At 39.2% G+C, this 21,871-nt stretch carries 20 protein-coding genes; 18 read left to right on the top strand and 2 right to left on the bottom strand.

Annotated features, from left to right (window positions below):
- Complete coding sequence (gene murA / locus JFV29_RS26850; protein WP_053348502.1) at positions 1 to 1,302, top strand: UDP-N-acetylglucosamine 1-carboxyvinyltransferase; 1,302 nt, start codon at positions 1 to 3, stop codon at positions 1,300 to 1,302.
- Positions 1,303 to 1,503: 201 nt separating this feature from the next.
- Positions 1,504 to 2,538, top strand: coding sequence for a stage II sporulation protein D (gene spoIID / locus JFV29_RS26845; protein WP_201187456.1), 1,035 nt, complete (start codon positions 1,504 to 1,506; stop codon positions 2,536 to 2,538).
- Between the two features lie 20 nt (positions 2,539 to 2,558).
- Here spoIID and JFV29_RS26840 read toward each other — a convergent pair whose 3' ends face one another.
- Positions 2,559 to 2,984, bottom strand: coding sequence for a VanZ family protein (locus JFV29_RS26840; protein WP_201187454.1), 426 nt, complete (start codon positions 2,982 to 2,984; stop codon positions 2,559 to 2,561).
- A 122-nt stretch (positions 2,985 to 3,106) separates the two neighbouring features.
- Here JFV29_RS26840 and JFV29_RS26835 point away from each other — a divergent pair, with 122 nt between their 5' ends.
- The 8 genes from JFV29_RS26835 to JFV29_RS26800 all read left to right on the top strand — a co-directional run bounded on the left by JFV29_RS26835 (position 3,107) and on the right by JFV29_RS26800 (position 9,711).
- Entirely contained in the window at positions 3,107 to 4,075 is a 969-nt protein-coding gene (locus JFV29_RS26835) for a M23 family metallopeptidase (RefSeq protein ID WP_242486955.1), read from the top strand.
- A 434-nt stretch (positions 4,076 to 4,509) separates the two neighbouring features.
- Positions 4,510 to 4,782, top strand: coding sequence for a sporulation transcriptional regulator SpoIIID (spoIIID, locus tag JFV29_RS26830; protein WP_034315767.1), 273 nt, complete (start codon positions 4,510 to 4,512; stop codon positions 4,780 to 4,782).
- Positions 4,783 to 5,103: 321 nt separating this feature from the next.
- Positions 5,104 to 6,105, top strand: a complete 1,002-nt coding sequence (gene mreB / locus JFV29_RS26825; protein ID WP_053348506.1) for a rod shape-determining protein — start codon at positions 5,104 to 5,106, stop codon at positions 6,103 to 6,105.
- A gap of 282 nt (positions 6,106 to 6,387) precedes the next feature.
- Complete coding sequence (locus JFV29_RS26820; RefSeq protein ID WP_201187450.1) at positions 6,388 to 7,227, top strand: flagellar hook-basal body protein; 840 nt, start codon at positions 6,388 to 6,390, stop codon at positions 7,225 to 7,227.
- 56 nt (positions 7,228 to 7,283) lie between these two features.
- On the top strand, positions 7,284 to 8,132 hold the full coding sequence (locus tag JFV29_RS26815) for a flagellar hook-basal body protein (protein WP_201187448.1): 849 nt from the start codon (positions 7,284 to 7,286) through the stop codon (positions 8,130 to 8,132).
- A 103-nt stretch (positions 8,133 to 8,235) separates the two neighbouring features.
- Positions 8,236 to 8,565: a DNA-directed RNA polymerase subunit beta gene (locus JFV29_RS26810; RefSeq protein ID WP_242486080.1), complete on the top strand. Its 330-nt coding sequence runs from the start codon at positions 8,236 to 8,238 to the stop codon at positions 8,563 to 8,565.
- 124 nt (positions 8,566 to 8,689) lie between these two features.
- The gene (gene fabZ, locus JFV29_RS26805) at positions 8,690 to 9,118 is read left to right on the top strand and encodes a 3-hydroxyacyl-ACP dehydratase FabZ (protein ID WP_056524251.1); all 429 of its coding nucleotides are present in this window, start codon (positions 8,690 to 8,692) and stop codon (positions 9,116 to 9,118) included.
- Between the two features lie 296 nt (positions 9,119 to 9,414).
- Positions 9,415 to 9,711, top strand: a complete 297-nt coding sequence (locus tag JFV29_RS26800; RefSeq protein WP_201187447.1) for a hypothetical protein — start codon at positions 9,415 to 9,417, stop codon at positions 9,709 to 9,711.
- Between the two features lie 127 nt (positions 9,712 to 9,838).
- Here the strand turns inward: JFV29_RS26800 and JFV29_RS26795 are convergent, their stop codons facing one another.
- Complete coding sequence (locus JFV29_RS26795; RefSeq protein WP_201187445.1) at positions 9,839 to 10,273, bottom strand: YwpF family protein; 435 nt, start codon at positions 10,271 to 10,273, stop codon at positions 9,839 to 9,841.
- A 385-nt stretch (positions 10,274 to 10,658) separates the two neighbouring features.
- On the opposite strand from JFV29_RS26795, the gene ssb reads away from it, so the two are divergent.
- From ssb to JFV29_RS26755, 8 genes are all read left to right on the top strand, one after another.
- Entirely contained in the window at positions 10,659 to 11,021 is a 363-nt protein-coding gene (gene ssb / locus JFV29_RS26790; RefSeq protein ID WP_201187443.1) for a single-stranded DNA-binding protein, read from the top strand.
- Positions 11,022 to 11,397: 376 nt separating this feature from the next.
- A complete protein-coding gene (locus JFV29_RS26785; RefSeq protein WP_201187442.1) occupies positions 11,398 to 12,402 on the top strand; it encodes an ABC transporter ATP-binding protein in 1,005 nt (334 codons plus the stop codon).
- Positions 12,383 to 13,351, top strand: coding sequence for an ABC transporter ATP-binding protein (locus JFV29_RS26780; RefSeq protein WP_201187441.1), 969 nt, complete (start codon positions 12,383 to 12,385; stop codon positions 13,349 to 13,351). The genes JFV29_RS26785 and JFV29_RS26780 overlap by 20 nt, the downstream gene beginning before the upstream one ends.
- 44 nt (positions 13,352 to 13,395) lie before the next feature.
- The gene (locus JFV29_RS26775; protein ID WP_201187440.1) at positions 13,396 to 15,012 is read left to right on the top strand and encodes an ABC transporter substrate-binding protein; all 1,617 of its coding nucleotides are present in this window, start codon (positions 13,396 to 13,398) and stop codon (positions 15,010 to 15,012) included.
- A gap of 117 nt (positions 15,013 to 15,129) precedes the next feature.
- Complete coding sequence (locus tag JFV29_RS26770; protein WP_201188136.1) at positions 15,130 to 16,134, top strand: ABC transporter permease; 1,005 nt, start codon at positions 15,130 to 15,132, stop codon at positions 16,132 to 16,134.
- A 12-nt stretch (positions 16,135 to 16,146) separates the two neighbouring features.
- Positions 16,147 to 17,049, top strand: coding sequence for an ABC transporter permease (locus JFV29_RS26765; RefSeq protein WP_201187439.1), 903 nt, complete (start codon positions 16,147 to 16,149; stop codon positions 17,047 to 17,049).
- Between the two features lie 207 nt (positions 17,050 to 17,256).
- Positions 17,257 to 20,991, top strand: coding sequence for a S8 family serine peptidase (locus JFV29_RS31295; protein WP_274607085.1), 3,735 nt, complete (start codon positions 17,257 to 17,259; stop codon positions 20,989 to 20,991).
- A gap of 342 nt (positions 20,992 to 21,333) precedes the next feature.
- Complete coding sequence (locus JFV29_RS26755; RefSeq protein WP_057216029.1) at positions 21,334 to 21,753, top strand: hypothetical protein; 420 nt, start codon at positions 21,334 to 21,336, stop codon at positions 21,751 to 21,753.
- Positions 21,754 to 21,871 lie beyond the last annotated feature (118 nt).

Here is a 21,871-nt window from a genome sequence, read left to right as displayed (position 1 = left end):
TTGGAAAAAATCATCGTCCGCGGCGGAAATAGGCTTAGCGGGACAGTTAAAGTAGAAGGTGCTAAAAACGCCGTTTTGCCAGTTATCGCTGCAACATTATTAGCAAGTGATGGGAAAAGTATCATTAAAGATGTTCCTACGCTCTCCGATGTATATACAATCAACGAAGTATTGCGCAACTTAAATGCAGATGTTGCCTTTCATGACAATCAAGTAACTGTAGATGCATCAAGAGAGTTATTAGAAGAAGCACCATTTGAATATGTACGTAAAATGAGAGCTTCCGTTTTAGTGATGGGCTCATTATTAGCAAGGAATGGCCGGGCCCGCGTTGCTCTCCCTGGTGGTTGTGCCATCGGTTCTCGTCCTATCGATCAACATTTAAAGGGCTTTGAAGCGATGGGAGCAAAAGTGAAGGTCGGTAACGGTTTTATTGATGCCGAAGTTGAAGGCAGACTTAAGGGTGCAAGAGTGTACCTTGACTTCCCAAGTGTAGGTGCCACTGAAAATATCATGATGGCAGCAACACTTGCTGAAGGTACGACTATACTTGAAAATGTGGCCAAAGAGCCTGAAATTGTAGATCTTGCGAATTTCCTTAATAAAATGGGTGCCAAAGTTAGAGGCGCTGGTACGGGTACAATGAGAATCGAAGGTGTCGATAAATTATATGGCACTGAACATGCGATTATACCTGACCGCATCGAGGCTGGTACGTTTATGACGGCGGCTGCTCTTACCGGTGGTAACGTTCTTGTTCAAGGAGCTGTGCCTGAACATCTTACTTCCCTTATTGCGAAAATGGAAGAAATGGGCATTACAATCCTTGAGGAAGAAGATGGATTGCGTGTTATCGGTCCAAAAACCTTGAAGGCTATTGATATTAAAACAATGCCACATCCTGGTTTCCCAACTGATATGCAATCACAAATGATGGCATTATTATTGCGTGCTGAAGGAACAAGTATGATTACGGAGACAGTGTTCGAAAACCGTTTTATGCATGTTGAAGAATTCCGCCGCATGAATGCGAATATAAAAATTGAGGGTCGTTCTGTTATTGTGAATGGACCAACTAATATTCAAGGTGCTGAAGTGGCTGCAACTGATTTACGTGCTGCTGCTGCGCTTATCCTGACTGGATTAGTTGCGGATGGCATTACTCGTGTTACAGAATTAAAGCATCTTGACAGAGGATACGTAAACTTCCATGGTAAATTAGCATCTTTAGGTGCTGATGTGGAGCGTATTAACGAAGAAGTACCTTCAGAAACAAAAAAAATTGCCGATTTAAACGCATAAGATATCTTAAAAAACCCATTCACGCTTCAGTCATTGAAGTGTGAATGGGTTTTTTGTTTTGTTCTAGTATTAAAACTTCTAACTCAGTAACTGTCGTTTTTCTATTCATAAAAGCTTGTCCTTCGACATACATATGTTATGTAGAGATACCTGCTGGATGGGAGAATATCAGCAGAGAACAAGTGTAGGGAGGCCCAGGATTTGAAAGCTATCAAACCGATGATCGTACTATTTATAGCAGTAGCATTTGTGATTATTATGATTCCAGCAGTGCTTGTGCTTCCATTTTCAAGTGATAAGACAAGTGGAAAGTTAGACGAACAATTAGAACAGAAAGCAAAGGAAGAGGGTAAAGAAGTGAGTACAAATGAAATGAGTTCCGTTGAAGTTGCTGTTTACCGTACATCTGCTAAAAAGATTCAAAAACTGCCGATTGAATCGTATTTGGCTGGAGTGGTTGCAGCTGAAATGCCGGCGGATTTTGAGGAAGAAGCATTGAAGGCCCAAGCATTGACAGCCAGAACTTACATTGTCGATCAGCTCATAAACGATAATCGAATGGGCTTGCCAGACGGTGCAGATGTGAGCGATACGGTAATGCATCAAGTTTATATGAATAATGATGAGCTAAAAGAGCAGTGGGGCTCTGATTATAAATGGAAGATGAAGAAAATTAACAAAGCTATTAAGGAAACACAAGGCCAAATTCTAACCTATAATGGAAAACCAATTACAGCGACTTTTTTTTCGACCAGCAATGGATATACAGAGAATTCCGAGGACTATTGGGAAGCAGAGTTTCCTTATTTAAAAAGTGTATCCAGTCCATGGGATAAAGAATCACCAAAGTTTTATAATAAAATGGTAGTGGACGCTGCGGATTTTGAAAAGAAGCTAGGCGTAAGTCTATCATCAGCGACAACAATAGGGACTGTCATTGAAAGAACATCAGGTAATCGTGTAGGTGTAGTTGAAATCGGCGGAAAGAAATTGACAGGGAAGCAGATTCGTGAAAAGCTCGGATTGAAGTCATCTGATTTTAACTGGGAGCGCCAAGGCAACCAAATTGTCATCACGACTAAAGGATATGGACACGGAGTTGGAATGAGTCAATACGGTGCTAATGGAATGGCCAGGGAAGGAAAAAACTATGAAGATATTGTAAAGTACTACTATAAAGGGGTAAAAGTACAGTCTTCTAGCAAGTGGATGAATACAATGACGGCGAAAAAATGAGAGATGGGATTCCCCATCTCTCATTTTTTTTCGCCTAATTTTTCTATAATAGTTAAAAAGCCACGTTCGTGCTTGAAATAGTGGTAGTGAACATGAAAATAGACAGCCAATACTCCGATGATATCTTTGATTACATCTATTAAGGTGGCGGAACGATAGGGAATGAAAGATTGATGATATTCATCTACAATACCGTATAAGCCTGCCACAAGGGCTGCCAACAAGCTTAGCGTTGGCTTCAGTTTTTGGTTTACTGCAAGAGCAGATACGAATAATATGTACAAAATTGCAAATTCGACTAAATGAAGTGCCTCTTTGATAAATCGGTCCGTTGATGATGAGGGGATATCAAGAATAACATCATCAGGAAGGCTGGACATTGTCCAAATGGCAATCATATATAAAAAAGGTAATAACGTTAACACGAGTTTAAAGGCTTTTTTCATAAATTAAACATCCTTCAACAATAAGATACAAAACATTTTACCATTCTACGAATAAAATCGGTTTCTTTTCCACAAAATAAATCTAAAAAATTTTTTACCAAAATGTATATAATCTTAGCAAAATGTTCAGAATGATTGCTGAGGTGATTAATATGAGAGAGGAAGAAAAGAAACCAACTTCCAAAATCCGACGTATACTTAAACAACGTTGGGCGTTATCAGCAATCTATATCGCAAGTGCAGCCATAATCTTAGCCGCGGCCTTCTTATTACAAAATAGTTTTGATGATTCAGCTAATGACGGTAAAGAGGACTCAGCTGAAACAGGAAAAAACTACGATCAGCCTTCAGTCGAGGTCAATAGTAATCTTGAGACAATCAAGATGCCTGTAGCCAATGCCGACAAAACGGTAATTAAAAAACAATTCTATGATGTGAATGCAGATGAAAAGGCACAAGAAGAAGCTTTGGTTTTCTACAACAATAGATATGAGCAAAACAAAGGTATAGACATTGCAATGGAAGATGGAAAAGCTTTCGATGTAAAAGCATCGTTAAGTGGAAATGTAACGAAAGTTCAAGACGATGCTTTGCTTGGCAATTTAATTGAAGTTGAGCATGAAGATGGTGTCGTTACTCGTTATCAATCAGTGAAAGATATCAAAGTAGCGGTTGGTGACAAAGTGAAACAAGGGCAAGCTATTGCTACTGCTGGAAAAAGTCAAATCAATGAAGAAGCAGGCGTGCATGTCCACTTCGAAATCAGAAAAGATAACATTGCATTAAATCCAATTGATTTTGTTGATAAACAAGCATCTGCCATTCAATCAGCAACTGAAACAGAAGGCAGCACACTTGACAATTCAACTGAGAAAGAAGAAACACCAGCAGTTGACGAATCTAAAACTGAGAAAGAAGAAACACCAGCAATTGACGAATCAGAAACTGGAACAGATGAAACGCCTGCAGTTGATGAAACTGAAGAGGGCACAGATTTAGAAAGTGGTACTGATAAGGAAGGCTCTACACCAGGTGAAGATTCTACTGAGAAAAGCGATTCCTTGAAAGATTCGTTAAATCAATCTAATTAAGATTAAGATTTTTAATAAAATCAAAACATAAACCTTGAGCGTTTCGAATGACAACAACTGAAAATTTGGTAAAAGGAAGCCGTTCATTTTGAACGGCTTCCTTTTTTCTTTCGAGGAAATATTGGTTCAAACGCTGAAACCCTCGCTCTTCCGACAAATTTCTCGGGAAATAATTTGTTTTTAAGGAAAATAAACAGATAAATCTTAGAAATAAATCTAATTCACCTGTCCCATTAGGCATATATTCTTAACCAAGCTAATAAGATGTTATAAACCATGAAAAGAGAGTGTTTGAGGTGAGGAATCGTTTATTACAAATTATCTAATAGTTGAATAATTCTATCTTTCATTGTTTATAGGGCAGCGGTATTCGATTCGAAAAATACGAATCTCATTTCACACTTCTCACATCCAATTTGGGGAGGTCGAGTGGTGTGCACGATTACATCAAAGAAAGAACTATCAAGATAGGAAAGTATATCGTGGAAACTAGAAAAACAGTTCGCGTCATTGCAAAAGAGTTCGGAGTCTCTAAAAGTACAGTGCATAAAGACTTAACGGAGAGGCTGCCAGAAATTAATCCTGATTTGGCTAACGAAGTGAAGGATATATTGGATTATCATAAATCCATTCGTCACCTTCGAGGTGGAGAAGCGACAAAATTAAAATATAAACGATCTGAAAGAGAAGAAGAAATCGTTAAATAAGTATTTAAATTGATTCCGGTATTTGGAAGTGATTCGAGAAATTAGGGAATAGATAAAGAGGACATGAAAATGTGTCATCTTTATAAAACCTTGATTATGAATCTCCATGCCGGGATTTTTTTATTGGGTAAAAGTATGGGATAGTGATTATGGATATATGTAGGTGCATTGATGATGTTTCATATTGGTTATTTGGGAAAAAATAGTATATGTTTATGTTTATTTATAATTCATACTTACTTGTGTCAATACGATATGGTAAAATAAACAATTAGGACAGAAGTAGGTTATATGTGAGGATATTCAAGGAGGATTTAAGAAATGTTTGCTAGAGATATTGGGATAGATCTTGGAACAGCCAATGTTCTAATACATGTCAAAGGTAAAGGAATTGTGTTAAATGAGCCTTCGGTAGTAGCGATCGATAAGAATACAAACCGTGTTCTTGCTGTCGGGGAAGAAGCTCGTAAAATGGTAGGCCGGACTCCAGGAAACATCATCGCAATTCGTCCTTTAAAAGACGGCGTCATTGCGGACTTTGATGTAACAGAATCGATGCTTAAGCATTTTATAAATACATTAAATGTGAAAGGCTTTCTTTCAAAGCCTAGAATTTTAATTTGCTGCCCAACAAACGTAACAAGTGTTGAACAAAAGGCGATTAAAGAAGCTGCAGAAAAGAGCGGTGGAAAGAAAATATTCCTTGAAGAAGAACCAAAAGTAGCTGCAATCGGTGCTGGCATGGATATTTTTCAACCAAGCGGCAACATGGTCGTAGATATCGGCGGCGGTACAACTGACATTGCGGTTCTTTCGATGGGGGATATCGTTACGTCTTCTTCTATTAAAATGGCCGGTGATAAATTTGATAATGAAATTTTACATTATATCAAACGGAAGTATAAGCTTCTAATCGGTGAACGTACAGCAGAAAACATTAAAATTCAGGTTGCAACAGTCTTCCCTGGTTCACGTAAAGAAGTCATTGATATTCGTGGGCGTGATATGGTATCAGGATTACCTAGAACCATCTCTGTCAACTCTGAAGAAATTGAAGAAGCTCTTCGCGAGCAAGTTTCTATCATTGTACAAGCTGCAAAAAGTGTACTTGAGCGGACACCACCTGAACTTTCTGCCGATATTATTGACAGAGGCGTCATTTTAACAGGCGGAGGCGCATTGCTTCATGGTATTGATCTCCTTCTTGCAGAAGAACTTAAAGTCCCAGTACTTGTTGCAGAAAATCCAATGGATTGTGTTGCAATTGGAACTGGAATTATGCTTGATAATATGGACAAATTGCCACGGCACAAATTCAATTAAAAAGCGGACGTGAAAATCTGCATTATAAGATAGGGGTCTAAGGTTCAGACAAACATGAGGCATAGTGAAAGTGCGTGCAGTTCTAGTACTGATGAGCAATAGGCCCTCTTCTTTTAGTTGAAAATTTAACACCATTCCTTTAAATCTGACCTAGCCTATAATACAGACAAATTCTTCTGCCTAATGCTTTTCTTTTTTCCTTAAGATACTGAAGTTTATGACCGATAAGATAGATATAAGAAATTAAACGGTATAAGTAATGTAGAATAAGGAGTGAAGAAGATGTTAAGAGGTTTTTATACAGCTGCTTCTGGGATGCTTACACAGCAAAGGCGTACAGAAATGCTTACAAACAATATGTCCAATGCAAATACAACAGGGTTTAAAGCTGACCAAACGAGTATAAGATCTTTTCCGGAAATGCTTCTCAGCAACATCGATAGTAAAACGATTCCTACAGAAAACAAATTAAGCATGTCGAAGTTTTCTCAGGTAGGGAGCCTTAGTACCGGTGTTTATGTACAAGAAACCAATCCTTTATTTACACAAGGTACTCTAGAGGAAACCCAGCTTAATACAGATCTTGCCTTGGCTGACGAAAATCTTCCAATCAATGAAGGAACCGGTCGGCAAGGGGCGGTGCTTTTTACTGTTCTGGATGGCGATGGTGGACTCCGTTATACACGTAACGGCAGTTTTACTTTAGATGGGCAAGGGTATTTGACTACCCCTAATGGTTATTATGTACTGGATGAGAATAATGAACGAATTCAGCTTGATAGTGATCAGTTTACCGTTACAGAAAACGGTGTTATTTTAGAAGGAAATGTTCAAAAGGCACGCCTTGGCATCGGTTTTTCAGATAATCCATCTGCACAGCTTATGAAAGATGGAGAAGGTCTTTATAAAGTTGTGAATGATGATGAATTACCTAGTGCATATGCGGGTGCAGAGGTTAGTTTTTCTACGAAACAAGGTTTTCTTGAGGGCTCGAATGTCGATCAATCGAGAACGATGACAGAAATGATGTCGTCATACCGCTCTTTTGAAGCTAGTCAGAAAGTCCTTCAAGCGTATGATAAAAGTTTGGATAAAGCGGTCAATGAGGTTGGCAAGCTTTAAGTAATCGATTTGTAGAAAACTGTCTTTGGGAATTTGAACATTTAAGGGGAATGTCTATGAATCGAACTATGATAACAGCGACGAATACGCTAAACCAACTTCAAAGTAAAATTGATCAAATCAGCAATAATATTGCCAATGTGGATACGACTGCTTACAAAAAGACCCAAACGAGTTTTAATGACTTGTTAACGCAAAGTTTTGATAATCAGCCGAGTAAGTCCAAGGAAATTGGAAGGTTGACAACACCTGGTATTCGACAGGGAACAGGTGCTAAGATAAGTCAATCTCAATTGGTGCTTGCACAGGGGGCTTTAAAGACGACAGACCGTAATCTTGATGTGGCATTCACAAAGGAAGATCTATTCTTTACGGTAAGCGTTCAGGATGACAAAGGGGTCAATACAAGGTTAACACGGGATGGTGCTTTTTATTTATCCCCTAGTGCGAAAAATCCAGAACAAATGCTGCTAGTTACCTCTGCTGGGCATCGAGTCCTTGATGAATATGGGGAGCCGATCCTTATTGAGGGGAGTATTAAAGAAATCACAGTTTCGGAAAAAGGCTTATTGACGGTTGATACGGAGGAATTTGGCGAGAAGAGTTTTAGGCTCGGCGTTGTCTCGGTAAAAAAACCACAATTCCTTGACCAATTAGGTGGTAATTTACTTGGTCTTCCCGATAACATGAGAGGCCTGGGCGTTACGGAAGATGATATAATGACAGCGCTAACAGGAGATTCACGTAGTGAAATAGCTGTCCGTCAAGGCGTCCTAGAGTCCTCGAATGTCGATCTTTCTAAAGAAATGACGGATTTAATCAATGTTCAGCGTCATTATCAGTTTCAATCTCGTGCCGTAACGATGGCTGATCAAATGAGCGGATTAATCAATGGTATCCGTTGAGTAATAGGAATACAGAATAAAGAATACCTCGCTGCGAGTTTATAACAAATCAGTTATAATTAATACTTTAACAAAGGTATTTGTTGGCGCTTTTCATTTCGACATGGCTGCCGATAGTATGAGAAGAGAGAAAATCAGTCGGCGAGTTTTCTTAGAAAAAGGAGCTTTTACATCTTATATGGAGCAAAAAAGTGTAGTGAGACAACAACTTAATGAAGAGGTAATGGAAGTTGAAGCGAAACAGAACCGTAGAATCAGGGTCCGTCTTTTGCCAATTTGGCTTCGTTTACTCATTGTTATGGGATTAATTTTCTTTGCTGTATTATCTGGGGCGCTTTTAGGTTACAGTGTGATCGGTGGAGGACACGCAACGGATGTTTTTCAAAAATCAACGTGGACCCATATTATTGATATTGTAAACAAAGACGCATAGTTCCATATTTTTCGATGTAGTTGCCGTTGTTATAGAAATATTTATGGCAACTACGCCTCTGCCTTTAGGGTAGAGGCGGGTTTTCGTTATGTGTGAAAAAATTAAAGTCATAGGAGGAACAAATATGTTAGATATTACGCAAATAAAGGAAATCATTCCGCATCGTTATCCATTTTTATTAGTTGATCGGATTATTGAAATAGAAGAAGGAAAAAGAGCTGTAGGACTGAAAAATGTTACAGCTAATGAAGAATTCTTTAATGGGCATTTCCCTGATTATCCTGTTATGCCTGGAGTATTAATTGTAGAGGCATTAGCACAAGTTGGCGCTGTAGCAGTTTTGAAACAAGATGAATATAAAGGACGGCTTGCGTTTTTTGCTGGAATTGATAATTGTCGATTTAAAAAGCAGGTAAAACCAGGTGACCAACTACGCCTTGAAGTTGAAATAGTGCGTATGAGGGGATCATTGGGTAAAGGGAAAGCGGTGGCAACGGTAGATGGCGAGGTTGCATGTGAAACAGAGATTATGTTTGCCTTCGGAGACAAATAAAAATATACTTGTTCAAGATAAAGTTGGATTAATATAACTTTTTTTATAAAAATGGTTTTAAAAAGTCTTTATAGGTGTATATATAAGAAGCAAATGCTTTGAATTCTTTAATTACAATTTCTTTTTATTCTCCCTTTGAATGTCGGACATATATGTCCGGCATTTTTTAATGCGAATCATTCGTTATAAATATGAGTTCAGCGGATCTTCTTTGCTATTTTAAAATAGGACGCAAGTTATTTTCACATTCGGGCAAAATAAGTAATGATTAAAAGATAGAAGGGAGGTTGCCAAAAATGATGATGAAAAGAATTTTTGCACTAATTGCGGGATCTTTATTATCTGTGATGTTCCTTGCTGGGTGTGGAACAAATAATAATGATAACAATCCCGCTCCAGAAGATAATAACATAATTAATGATGATAACAATGGCGTTGATGATAACAATGTGAATGATGATAACAATGTGAATGATGATAACAATGTGAATGATAATGATAACGATGCAAATGATCTGGATAAAGATGATGATGGAATGATTGAAAACGACGATAATACCAAAGATAACGACGTCGATGACGATAACAAGTAAAGTAATTAGAAATTGATTAAAAAGACTGACCTAGTTAAGAAGAGGATTATTATCCTTTTTCGTCTAGGTCAGTCTTTTTTTGTGTGTATTTGGTTTGAGGGGAAATAGGAATAAAGGGAAGGGTACCTTATTTATTCGTGGCTAGTTTAGGCTTAGAGCGGATTTTTTGCTTGAATTCATTTATTAATTCATCGCCGACTAGACCTTTTTGGACCAAATCTTCAAGAAGAAGTTCTGCATATTTGCTGCGTGTTTTTTGGATGTGTCCAACAAATAATAGGCTATAATGGTTGCCAACTTTTCTTATGGTACGTAGGACAGTGCTAAATAAAGCTGGTTCATTGTCCTTTTTTGTAATAACGGCTTGGATAAACACCTCTCCGTCTATATTGGGAAGTGAGGATTCAAGCTCTCTGAAGTGGCTTTCTTCTACAAAGGCTTCGAGTAACCAGGTTCTAGCATCATTTTCTTTATTAATTATAAGACCGTCTGTTAATACAATATCAATTAAGTGTAATTCCTCAGTAACAATTTGCAACGAAATTAATTTAAACGATTTCATCTAATTCCTCCGTTTCTTGCCTGTATGAAGAAGGGTGGAAAATACCCCTCTTAAACCTAGATTTCCGATATATGATTGGTTTCGTGAAAGTTTAAACCTGTTAATCCTTTTAAAGGTAATTATATCATACTAAAAAACCGTACCTAAATGAAATGAAAACCCAACAATTGTCTAAATTATGAACGATACAATAAAAATTTGCAAAAAATTTAAATTTGTACTCTTTTTGTTTTTTACTTACTTTCCATTGCAAAAATTGAATTTTAGGTAAATACAAACCAGGTTTTTATGAAGAAAATAGGTGGATACAGATTATTTTCTCGATTTTCCATTTGATGAAAGATTCATTATGATAAAAGCATATTAAAGAGAAAGGAGTGAAAAGATGATCAACCAAATTACCCTTGTAGGGAGACTGACGAAGGACCCCGAATTAAGATACACACCGGATGGCAAGGCAGTTTCCAATATTACGTTAGCGGTTAACCGTAACTTTCGTAATACAGTAGGAGATTATGAGGCGGACTTTGTACAGTGTATCATATGGAAAAAGACAGCTGAAAACACCGCTCAGTATTGCAAAAAAGGGTCCTTAATTGGCATTACCGGCAGAATTCAAACGAGGAGATACGAAAACCAAGAAGGTAAAAAAGTATATGTCACCGAAGTTGTCGCAGAGAAGGTTCAATTCATAGGATCTAAACAAAATGATGTTAAGCCAAAGGATTTTGAGCATATTGGTTTATAGTCTAACGAGAAATTTCTGTTCTTGAACCAGGCATCTTTTTCATCAACATAAAACAATTTCGTAAAGTATTATTTCATATAAGACTCGTTTACTCCTCTTATTTCCCCAAAGCCGATTTGGCTTTTCCCCCGTAAGTATCTCCGAGTACCCCCTAAATTGAATCAAGGTACTTGATTCCCTCCTTTTGAATGACTGCAAAATCGCAGTCATTTTTTTATGTAATAAATATGTATAACATAGTGGTAAATGTAAAATAAAATTATTATTCTAAAAAATTAGAATTTTAAGAAAATATATTGTAAATTTTCAATTTAGATGCAATAATTAATCAAATAATATTAAATTGGTAAAATAGTTATATATAGGAAGTGATGTAATGAAAGGACCAATTATTGAAGTGAACGGACTACGAACGAGTTTTCGCACAGACGATGGGGAAATTCCAGTCGTAAATTCCATTGATTTTCACATCAATCCAGGTGAGGTGCTGGGGATTGTTGGGGAATCAGGCTGCGGGAAAAGTGTAACTTCTTTGTCCATCATGGGACTAGTTCCCTCTCCGGCTGGTAAGGTAGAAGGAGAGATTCTTTTTAAAGGGGTTAACATCGCCAATGCCTCTGAAGCGAAAATGCGAAAGATTCGTGGAAATGAAATTGCCATGATTTTTCAGGAACCAATGACAAGCTTGAATCCAGTTTTTACAATTGGAGAGCAATTGGTGGAGACTCTTCGGATACATAGAAAATGGAATAAAAAGCAGGCCCGTCAAAGAGCCGTGGAAATGTTAAAGCTGGTTGGACTTGGACGTGCTGAGGAACTTATCAATGAATATCCCCATCAGCTTTCAGGTGGGATGAGACAGAGGGTCATGATTGCAATGGCAATGATCTGTGAGCCGAAACTTCTCATAGCAGATGAACCGACAACCGCTTTGGATGTGACGATTCAAGCACAAATTTTAGAGTTAATGAAGAACTTAAATAAAGAGACAGATACAGCAATCATGATGATTACTCACGACCTTGGCGTTGTGGCGCAAATGTGTGAGCGTGTCATTGTAATGTATGCCGGCAAGGTAATAGAGGAAGGACAAGTGCAAACGATTTTTCGAAATCCGAAACATCCATATACGGTAGGTTTACTACAATCGATTCCCGATATGCGTCTAAAAAAAGAGCGGCTTTACTCGATTCCAGGTAATGTTCCAAGGCCAGGAACAAGCAACCTGGGCTGCCAGTTTGCCCCTCGTTGCTCTCATGCTATGGAGAAATGTCTAAGTGAGACCCCGTCACTTCTGGAATTCGATAATGGCCAGCAAGTACGCTGCTGGATGTATGAAGATGGGAAAGGAGCAGCATTGCATGACTCAACCATTAGTTAAGGTAGAAAACTTGAAGAAGCATTTTCCAATCAAAGGAGGTATTCTCGGGAAGACGGTGGGGGAGGTAAAGGCCGTTGATGGTTTGTCATTCTCCATTTATAAAGGAGAAACCTTAGGTCTTGTTGGTGAAAGCGGTTGCGGAAAGTCAACAACAGGTAGGTTACTGCTTCGATTGCTTGAGCCAAGTGAAGGGAATGTTTATTTTGAGGGAAAAGACCTAACGACTTTAACTTCCCGCGAAATGAGAAAGATGCGTCGAGAAATGCAAATGGTTTTTCAGGACCCATTCGCGTCCCTTAATCCCAGGCATACTGTTGAAAAGATATTGGAAGAGCCCCTTATCGTTCATGGTTTAAAAGATAAAAAGGAACGCCGACACCGGGTGCAGGAGCTCCTAAAGGTTGTTGGTTTAAGCAGTTACCATGCCAAAAGGTACCCGCATCAATTCAGTGGTGGTCAGCGACAACGTATTGGCATTGCTAGGGCACTTGCAGTTAACCCTAAGCTGATTATCGCTGATGAGCCCGTATCTGCACTGGATGTGTCGATTCAAGCTCAGGTGTTGAATCTTTTGCAAGATTTGCAGAAGGATTTTGATCTGACTTACTTATTCATTGCCCACGATCTTGGCGTAGTAAGGCATATCTCTGACCGCGTCGGTGTCATGTATCTTGGTCATATCGTTGAATTGACGGGAAGTGAAGAACTCTACGAAGACCCCCTTCATCCATATACGCAGGCTTTATTATCTGCTGTGCCGATTCCAGATGTGGAATATAAGGGAGATAGAGTAATCCTGCAGGGCGATGTTCCAAGCCCATCTAACCCGCCAAGCGGATGTCCCTTCCATACGAGATGCCCGCAGGCCATGGCGGAGTGCAAATCAGTAAAACCCGTCTTGCATGAGCATAAACCCGGTCACTACGTTGCTTGTCATTTATACAATTGACACGACGTACACATAAATTCTTAAAAAAATAAAGGGGGAAGAATATGAAGAAGACATGGGCTTTATTTTTAACTACTATCCTGGCGCTTTCACTTGCACTTGCAGGATGTTCCTCATCTACAACAAAAGAGAAAGATGAAGAGAAAGGGGGATCAAGTGAAGCAAAAGGAGGCGTATTAATTTATGGTAAAGGCGGCGATGCAGTTTCACTTGATCCCGCTATAGTAACGGATGGTGAATCATTTATCGTCACACAGCAGGTTTTTGAAACCCTTGTAAAATACGGAGAAGATAATACGGAAATAAAGCCAGGTCTTGCAGAATCATGGGATGTTTCCGATGACGCAAAGACATATACATTCAAATTGAAAACCGGCATTAAGTTCCATGATGGCTCGGATTTCAATGCGGAAGCAGTTGTTAAAAACTTTCAGCGCTGGGCACAAAGTAAGGATGAAGCTAAATTTGCATACTATGCCTCTATGTTTGGCGGCTTTGAAGGTGATGAAGGCCATGTTATCAAAGAGGTAAAAGCTATTGATGATAATACAGTGGAATTCACTTTAAATCGTCCGCAGGCACCATTCTTGAAAAATATTGCTATGCCTACATTTGCAATAGCAAGTCCAACTGGATTTGAAAAAGATGCAGACAATTTCGGTAAGAATCCTTCTGGAACAGGTCCATTCAAATTTAAATCATGGAAACCAGGCGATACGATTGAAGTGGTGAAAAATGATGACTATTGGCAAGATGGACTGCCAAAGCTTGATGGAATCACGTTTAAAGTCATTAAAGATAACTCTGCTCGATTAAATGCTGTAATCAAAGGTGAAGTTGATCTAATGGACGGGTTAAACCCAAGTGATATTAGCAAAGTAACAGGGGATGACAAACTACAAATATTCGAAAGGCCATCCATGAATGTCGGCTACTTTGCATTCAATGTTGAAAAAGCACCATTCGACAAAAAGGAAGTACGCCAAGCCATCTCACACCTAATTAACAAAAAAGAAATCATTGATAACTTTTACGAAGGCACAGCTGAGCCTGCTAAGAATCCAATGCCGCCATCTGTTTCTGGATACAATGACAACATTGAAGACTATGACTACGATGTAGAAAAAGCGAAGGAATTACTTAAAAAGGCTGGACTTGAAGATGGGTTCAAAATGGATCTTTGGGCAATGCCGGTACCACGTCCATATATGCCGGATGGTCAAAAAGTAGCTGAAGCCATTCAAGCAAGCTTAAAACAAGTAGGTATCGAAGCAAATATCGTTTCGTATGAATGGGCTGCATATTTAGAGAAAGTGCAGGCAGGAGAAGCTGAATCCTTCATGCTAGGCTGGACAGGCGATAATGGAGATGCAGATAACTTCCTTTACACCTTATTGGATAAAGATAATATCGGATCAAATAACTATGCTCGCTATGCAAACAAAGAGGTTCATGAACTATTGATTGAAGCTCAATCTACTGCAGAAGAAGCTAAACGTAATGAGTTATATGGAAAAGCGCAGGAAATCATTCATGAAGAAGCGCCATGGGTTCCACTTGTACACTCTTTACCACAACTTGCTGGAACTAAGACAATAAAAGGATTTGTTCCGCATCCAACCGGTTCTCAATCTCTAGTTAACGTGTCTATAGAGAATTAACCGTACGAATCGGGGAGTATGGATTTATGCATGCTGCCCGGTTTTGTTATGGAATGCATTTCAAAATAATCGAGGGTGAATGTAAAGGACCCTATTGTAAAAAGGCGGGTGATTGTTTTGTTTTCCTATACCGTACGGCGTTTAGGATCCCTCATTCCAGTATTACTTGGAATGGCGTTTATTGTATTTATGATGATTCGTGCGATTCCAGGAAATCCTGCACAAGTAATTTTAGGACAGCAAGCAACAAAAGAGGCAGTTGCAGCAATGACAAAGGAACTCGGTTTGGATAAACCTTGGTTTATTCAATTTTGGGATTATCTATTAGGTCTGTTCACAGGCGATCTTGGTGTTTCCTTAAAAACAAAGAGTCCGGTATCTGAAGAAATTGGGCCTTATCTAATGGCGACGATTGAGTTAGCCTTGATTGCCATGCTTATAGCTGTAGTCATTGGTGTAAATGCCGGTATTATTTCGGCATGGTTCCAAAACTCATGGTTTGATTATGCAGCAATGGTCATTGCGTTGATTGGTTTGTCTATGCCGATATTCTGGCTTGGTCTAATGGAACAATATATCATTTCGATTCAATGGGATTTACTTCCTACGACAGGACGTGACAATATCAGAGATCCTGTTGAGGCAATAACGGGTCTGTATTTATTAGACACCCTCATTTCTGGAAGAGTTGACCAATTTAGCGAAGTGGTTAAGCATTTAATTTTACCGGGACTCGCGCTTGCTACCATTCCGATGGCGATTATTGCAAGGATGACACGCTCGTCCATGCTAGAGGTAATGAGATCGGATTTCATTCGTACGGCTCGTGCCAAGGGAATGAGAATGTTTTGGGTTGTTTATAAGCACTCCTTGAAGAATGCTTTAATTCCAGTGGTTACGGTTATCGGCCTACAGACAGGGTTGCTTTTAGGAGGGGCTATTTTAACGGAAAATATATTTGGTTGGCCAGGTATCGGTACATACATTTATGATGCAATTCTTTCCCGGGATTATCCGGTCATTCAGTCCGGAATCCTCATCATCGCCTTTTTGTTTGTCATGATTAACCTAGTTGTGGATTTGTTGTATGCAGCGATTGATCCTAGGATTAAGTATAAATAGGGAGGGAAACTCATGCCTGAAATAGCAACGAATACATCGCCAATCCTTCATCCCCAAGAGACTGAGGAAAAAGTCATCTCTCCCTGGAAGGAAGGGTGGAAAAGCTTTAAGAAAAACAAGATAGCCCTTGTCGGTCTTGGCATTGTTTTATTTTTTGTCTTAATCGCTATTTTCGCACCGATTATTGCACCTTATTCATTTGAGGGGCAGAAGCTTAGTGATAAACATCTGTCTCCATCTTCAGAACATTGGTTTGGAACGGATGAATTCGGCCGTGATATTTTGAGTAGGGTTATCTATGGCTCGCGCATATCAATAGGAATTGGTTTTTTATCTGTGGCCGGGTCTGTCGTAGTCGGGTCTTTTCTAGGAATTATCGCCGGGTATTACGGAAAGTGGATAGATACAATCATATCGAGAGTTTTTGACATTATTCTAGCGTTTCCAAGTATATTGCTTGCCATTGCCGTAGTAGCCGTATTGGGGCCTTCACTTCGCAATGCACTTATTGCCATTGCCATCGTCAATGTTCCGATATTCGGCAGGCTTTTACGTTCGAGGGTTTTAACAGTGAAAGAAGAGGAATATGTAACAGCTGCCAAGGCAATAGGAATGGGGGATGGCCGGATTCTACTTCATCACGTACTCCCGAACAGCCTTGCACCGATTATTGTTCAAGGTACTTTGGCGATTGCCACTGCCATTATTGAGTGTGCAGCACTCGGGTTCCTTGGTCTCGGTGCACAACCGCCGGCACCAGAGTGGGGAAAAATGCTTGCCGATTCGAGGTCATTTATCATTCAGGCACCATGGACGGTGCTGTTTCCTGGTCTTGCGATTATGCTAACTGTCCTCGGCTTTAACCTAATGGGTGATGGACTGCGAGATGCATTGGATCCGAGAATGAAAAACTAAATGTTAAAAGATGGTGATTCTTTTACAATCACCATCTTTTTTGTTTCTCTTACAAATCTATTAAAATATGAAAAATAATAACAAAATCCTAGTTAGAAATAGGAAAATAGTGACTATTATCTCTTAAAATCACCCCAAAGGTTGTGATACTTTTATACTTAGTAAGAAAATTCCAAAAATTGATTATTTTAGAGGAGGAAAAGTTCATTGATTAAACGTAGCTTGTCCATTCTAGCAATCTTTCTATTAGTATTTACGGCAACCGTTTCCGCAGCCAAGCTCCCTGATCCTTCGAACGGTTCGAGCGTTGGAAAGAAGAATCAGGAAAGTATTTTAAAGTTAAAGAAAAACGAAACGGAAAAGAAATACAAAAGTAACGAGAAGGTCAGGGTCATCGTAGAGATGAAGGAGGCACCGGCAATAGAAATAGCTTCGAAGGAAGGGAAACTTTTTAAAGAGCTATCTAAAAATAAGAGGCAACAATTAAAGTCCGAAAAGTTGGCCAACCAGAAAAAAGTGAAAAATAAAGTGAAAGAGAAAAAAATAGCATTCAAGGAACTAGAAAGCTTTACGACAGTGGTAAATGGTTTCAGTGCAGAGCTTCAATATGGCGAAATTAAAAAAGTCGAAGCCATGCCTGAAGTTGCTGAAGTACATATAGCGAATGAATATGAACGTCCTGTTGAAAAGCCGGAGATGATTTATAGTAAAGAACTTGTCCAGGCTCAGGAAGCTTGGCGGGAGTATGGTTATAAAGGGGAAGGAATGGTCGTCGGTATTATAGATACTGGAATCGACCCATCTCACCGTGATATGGTTCTAAGCGATGAAAATAAAGCAGAACTGACTGAAAGTGAAATTAGTGGAATAAAGGATTCTAGCCATCTATTAGGTAACTATTATACTGCGAAGGTACCTTATGGATACAATTACATGGACGAAAATGAAGAAATCCTTGATCTTGGTGAAGAGGCTTCGATGCATGGAATGCATGTAGCCGGAACCGCAGGAGCCAATGGGGATGAAGAGAATGGCGGCATTAAAGGGGTCGCTCCTGAAGCCCAGTTGCTTGCTTTAAAGGTATTCGGGAATGATCCTGCTATGCAGACAACATGGGGCGATATTTATATTAAGGCAATTGATGATGCAATTATTCTTGGGGCAGATGTGCTGAACATGAGCCTAGGATCTACTGCAGGTTTTGTATCAGCTGAAGATCCTGAGCAGCAGGCGGTTTCGAGAGCTGTGAATAATGGGATACTCATGTCGATTTCAGCAGGGAACTCGGCTCATTTTGGTAATGGGTTTGCAAACCCAACGGCCTCAAACCCGGATATCGGCGTTTCAGGTTCACCTGGACTTGCACATGATTCGGTACAAGTAGCATCCGTCGAGAATAACTTCATGGATTTAGATGCGGCTACTTATGATATTAAAGGGCAGGAAGGGAAAGCACCGTTCATGTCGGCTTCAAGCGTACATCCCAATGCTCTAAAGGATAAAACATATGACTTGGTTGTTGCAGGTCTTGGGACGCCAGGGGAGCTTTCGAAAGTGGATGTGAAAGGCAAGTTTGCCCTTATTGAGCGCGGGACGCTTTCTTTTATTGAAAAAGCCCAAAATGCTCAGGCAGCAGGAGCGGCAGGAGTCATTATTTTTAACAATGCTGATGGGTATATTTCTATGGCTACAGATCCAAGCATAACGATTCCGCAGTTGTTTATGTTGAAATCGGATGGAATAAAGTTGAAAACAGCCATAACTGAAGGGGAAAAGGTGAAGGTTACCTTTAATGGTGATAAAACAAAAGCTGTAAATCCCGAAGCAGGGAAAATGAGCTCATTCAGTTCATGGGGTGTCGCACCGAATCTGGATTTCAAACCAGAAATCACAGCTCCAGGTGGACAAATTTACTCTACGTTGAACAATGATGAATATGGCATGATGAGTGGTACCTCGATGGCGGCACCGCATGTATCCGGGGGTTCTGCACTGGTTCTTGAAAGAGTGGATAAAGAATTTAAACTAAATGGATTTGCGCGGGCGAATTTGGCTAAGAACCTGATGATGAATACTTCAAAGCCATTAACGGATCAAGGTGTCGTCAATAATGCTCTTGGTTGGAAAAATCCTTACTCGCCTCGGAGGCAAGGAGCAGGAGTCATGCAGCTACAATCTGCTTTGTCCACACCAGCTGTCGTGACGGAGGCATTTACGAAAGAAGCGAAGGTTGCTATGAAGGAAATCGGCAATAAGTTCGCCTTTACTTTGAAGGTTGAAAACTTCAGTAACAAAGCAGTCAAATATGATGTAAAAGGAAATATCCAAACAGACTATGCTATCCAGGGTCAACTGGGTTATTCCGCTAACCAATTAGAGGCACAGGAAATTCAGAACGCTTCGATTAAAATCAATAATAAAAATACAAACAAGATTACCGTACCTGCAAAAAAATCGGTTACATTTGAAGTGAAAGTGGACATATCCAATGCAAAAGTACTTGGCGATGATCTTCAGACTCTTGTAGACATTGACAAGGTCTTCCCAAATGGATATTTTGTTGAAGGGTTCGTGACACTGAAGGATCCAACTGACACTAAACCAGAACTCCATGTTCCGTATGTAGGTTTTAAAGGAGAATGGGACAAGGCCCCGATCCTAGATGGAACTAAGTATGATAAAGAGTCGTTCTATGGCATGGCAGGAGGAGTTTCGACAGCAGATAAAGATTTCACATATCTTGGGTACGACCCTGCAGGAAAAACATTTAATAGTAAATATATTGCGATTTCCCCGAATGGTGATGGAGCACAGGATGACTTCGTGCCAATCCTATCATTCTTAAGGAATGCGAAAAAGGTAGAATTCAATATATTGAATGGTGCAAACAAATCAGTTCGGAAACTTCGAACAGAGAATAATGTGCGTAAGGACTATTATGATGGCGGAAAAGGGTCCTATTACTCTCTTGATCCTGCCCGTAAATGGGATGGTAAAATTAATAATGCACTCGCTAAAGATGGAGTCTATTATTTTGAAATCAAAGCGATGATAGATTACGAGGGTGCAAAATGGCAGACGTATAAAATGCCTATCAAAGTAGATACCTTAGAGCCGACAGTTAAGATTTCGAAAATAGGTAAGGTGTTAACCATCCAAGGTAAGGATAATTTAAATGGTTCAGGACTTGCCTATTACGATGTACAAATCGATGGTGAATCTATCCTTAAAGAGCCCCTTGCAGCGAATACGAAAAAATTCACTCTACCTGATGTAAGAGGGGAAAAGGTACAGGTCGTGGCAATAGACTTCGCTGGTAATGAAAAAGCAGCTGAAACCGAATTGGCCACTGATTCAGCTCCAATCGATAATAATGCACCAGCTGTTAAGATCAAAAGTCCTGAAGCCTTAAGCGTGAACAATAAAAATAAAATCAAAATAACAGGTGAAATTGAAGAAGCGTCGGAAATAAAGGAATTTACAATCGACAATAAAAAGGTCCCTGTAACGTATAACAAAACGAAGAATAAGTATGAATTCTCTATTGAAAAGAAATTTGGGGATGGCGTCCAAAGCTTTACTGTTAAAGCAACAGACAAATGGGATAACACGGTTTCCTTTAAGCGGACGATTATGGTTGATACAACAAAACCAGGTTTAAAGGTTAAAGGTGTGCCAGCAACTGTGGGAGTCAAAGGGTCAAATCCAAAAGTGGACGTGACAGTAGAGGATAATTTCGATGAGATCCGCCTTTATTTGAACGGAAGCGAAGTATTCTATAACGAATTCAAGGAACCATACAAAATGCGTTCCTATAAGAAGAAGATAGAGGATTTGGAACTACCGCTTAAACCAGGCAACAATAAGTTTGAATTTAAGGTAACCGATCTTGCCGGAAATGAATCGAAGAAAGTATTTAACATTCAAAAAGCCAAAAAATAAACGTAAGGCAGCCCTCTTATCCAAGGGGGCTGTTTTTTCGTATTTCAGACCTATGATAAAAATTTCTGTGGAATTTTCAAAAGGTGAAGTTTGAGCAGCTTTTCTTCCAACTGCCATTTTAGAAATATATGTTTTGCAAATATGTAGAACATGTATTTTTGTTCGTAATTCATAATAAATCTTCACATATTTCTTCGACAAGCTTTCAGTAGCTTTATGGTATTTTCACCATGCTAATATCGAAATCTATGAGATAAAAAAATTATTTTCGGGTTCTGGCAGGAATATAATAGAAGATAAAGGAATTAGGTATAAAGAACCAATCTAAATAGGAGGGTATCTATGAATTATAAAAGGGGTTTGAACAAAAAGGTATATAGTCGCGGAATTACCATTAAATTTGAAAAAAGAGCAAGTGACCAGTTATCAATTACAAAACCGAGTTTCTTTGATGCACTTCAACATGTTAATTCTCCATTTGAAAAAGTACCCCGCACAGATTTAGCCTATCAAGATTATCCGCTTTGTCAGGAGGTTACCCTTTCGCTATTTGAAAAGGGTATTGCTAAAACATCAATCAAATATGACCCTCATCAAGAAAAAATCACCATTGAGGAAATTTCAGAGGATTATCAGCTGAATAAGGGAGAGGCGCTTACTACAATTCTAGAGCATATAATGATCAATCATGGAAATTACCATTCTTTTTTCATAGTCAGGCCGAAAGAGTGGGCCGCAAAAAGGAAAGCCACTACTCCATGATATCCTCTTCTTTAGCGTTCTTAGTAAGCAGTGAAAGGTTAGTGACTTTTGAAAAGTAATTCGATAAGATTCCTTACCACTGCCTGTTGATTGTTCAGTCAATAAGAATGGGGCTGCA

Origin of the sequence: Peribacillus sp. TH16 (assembly GCF_016651095.1) — a bacterium.
In the GTDB taxonomy this organism is placed as follows: domain Bacteria; phylum Bacillota; class Bacilli; order Bacillales; family DSM-1321; genus Peribacillus; species Peribacillus butanolivorans.
This window is presented reverse-complemented; position numbering and strand designations above follow the sequence as displayed.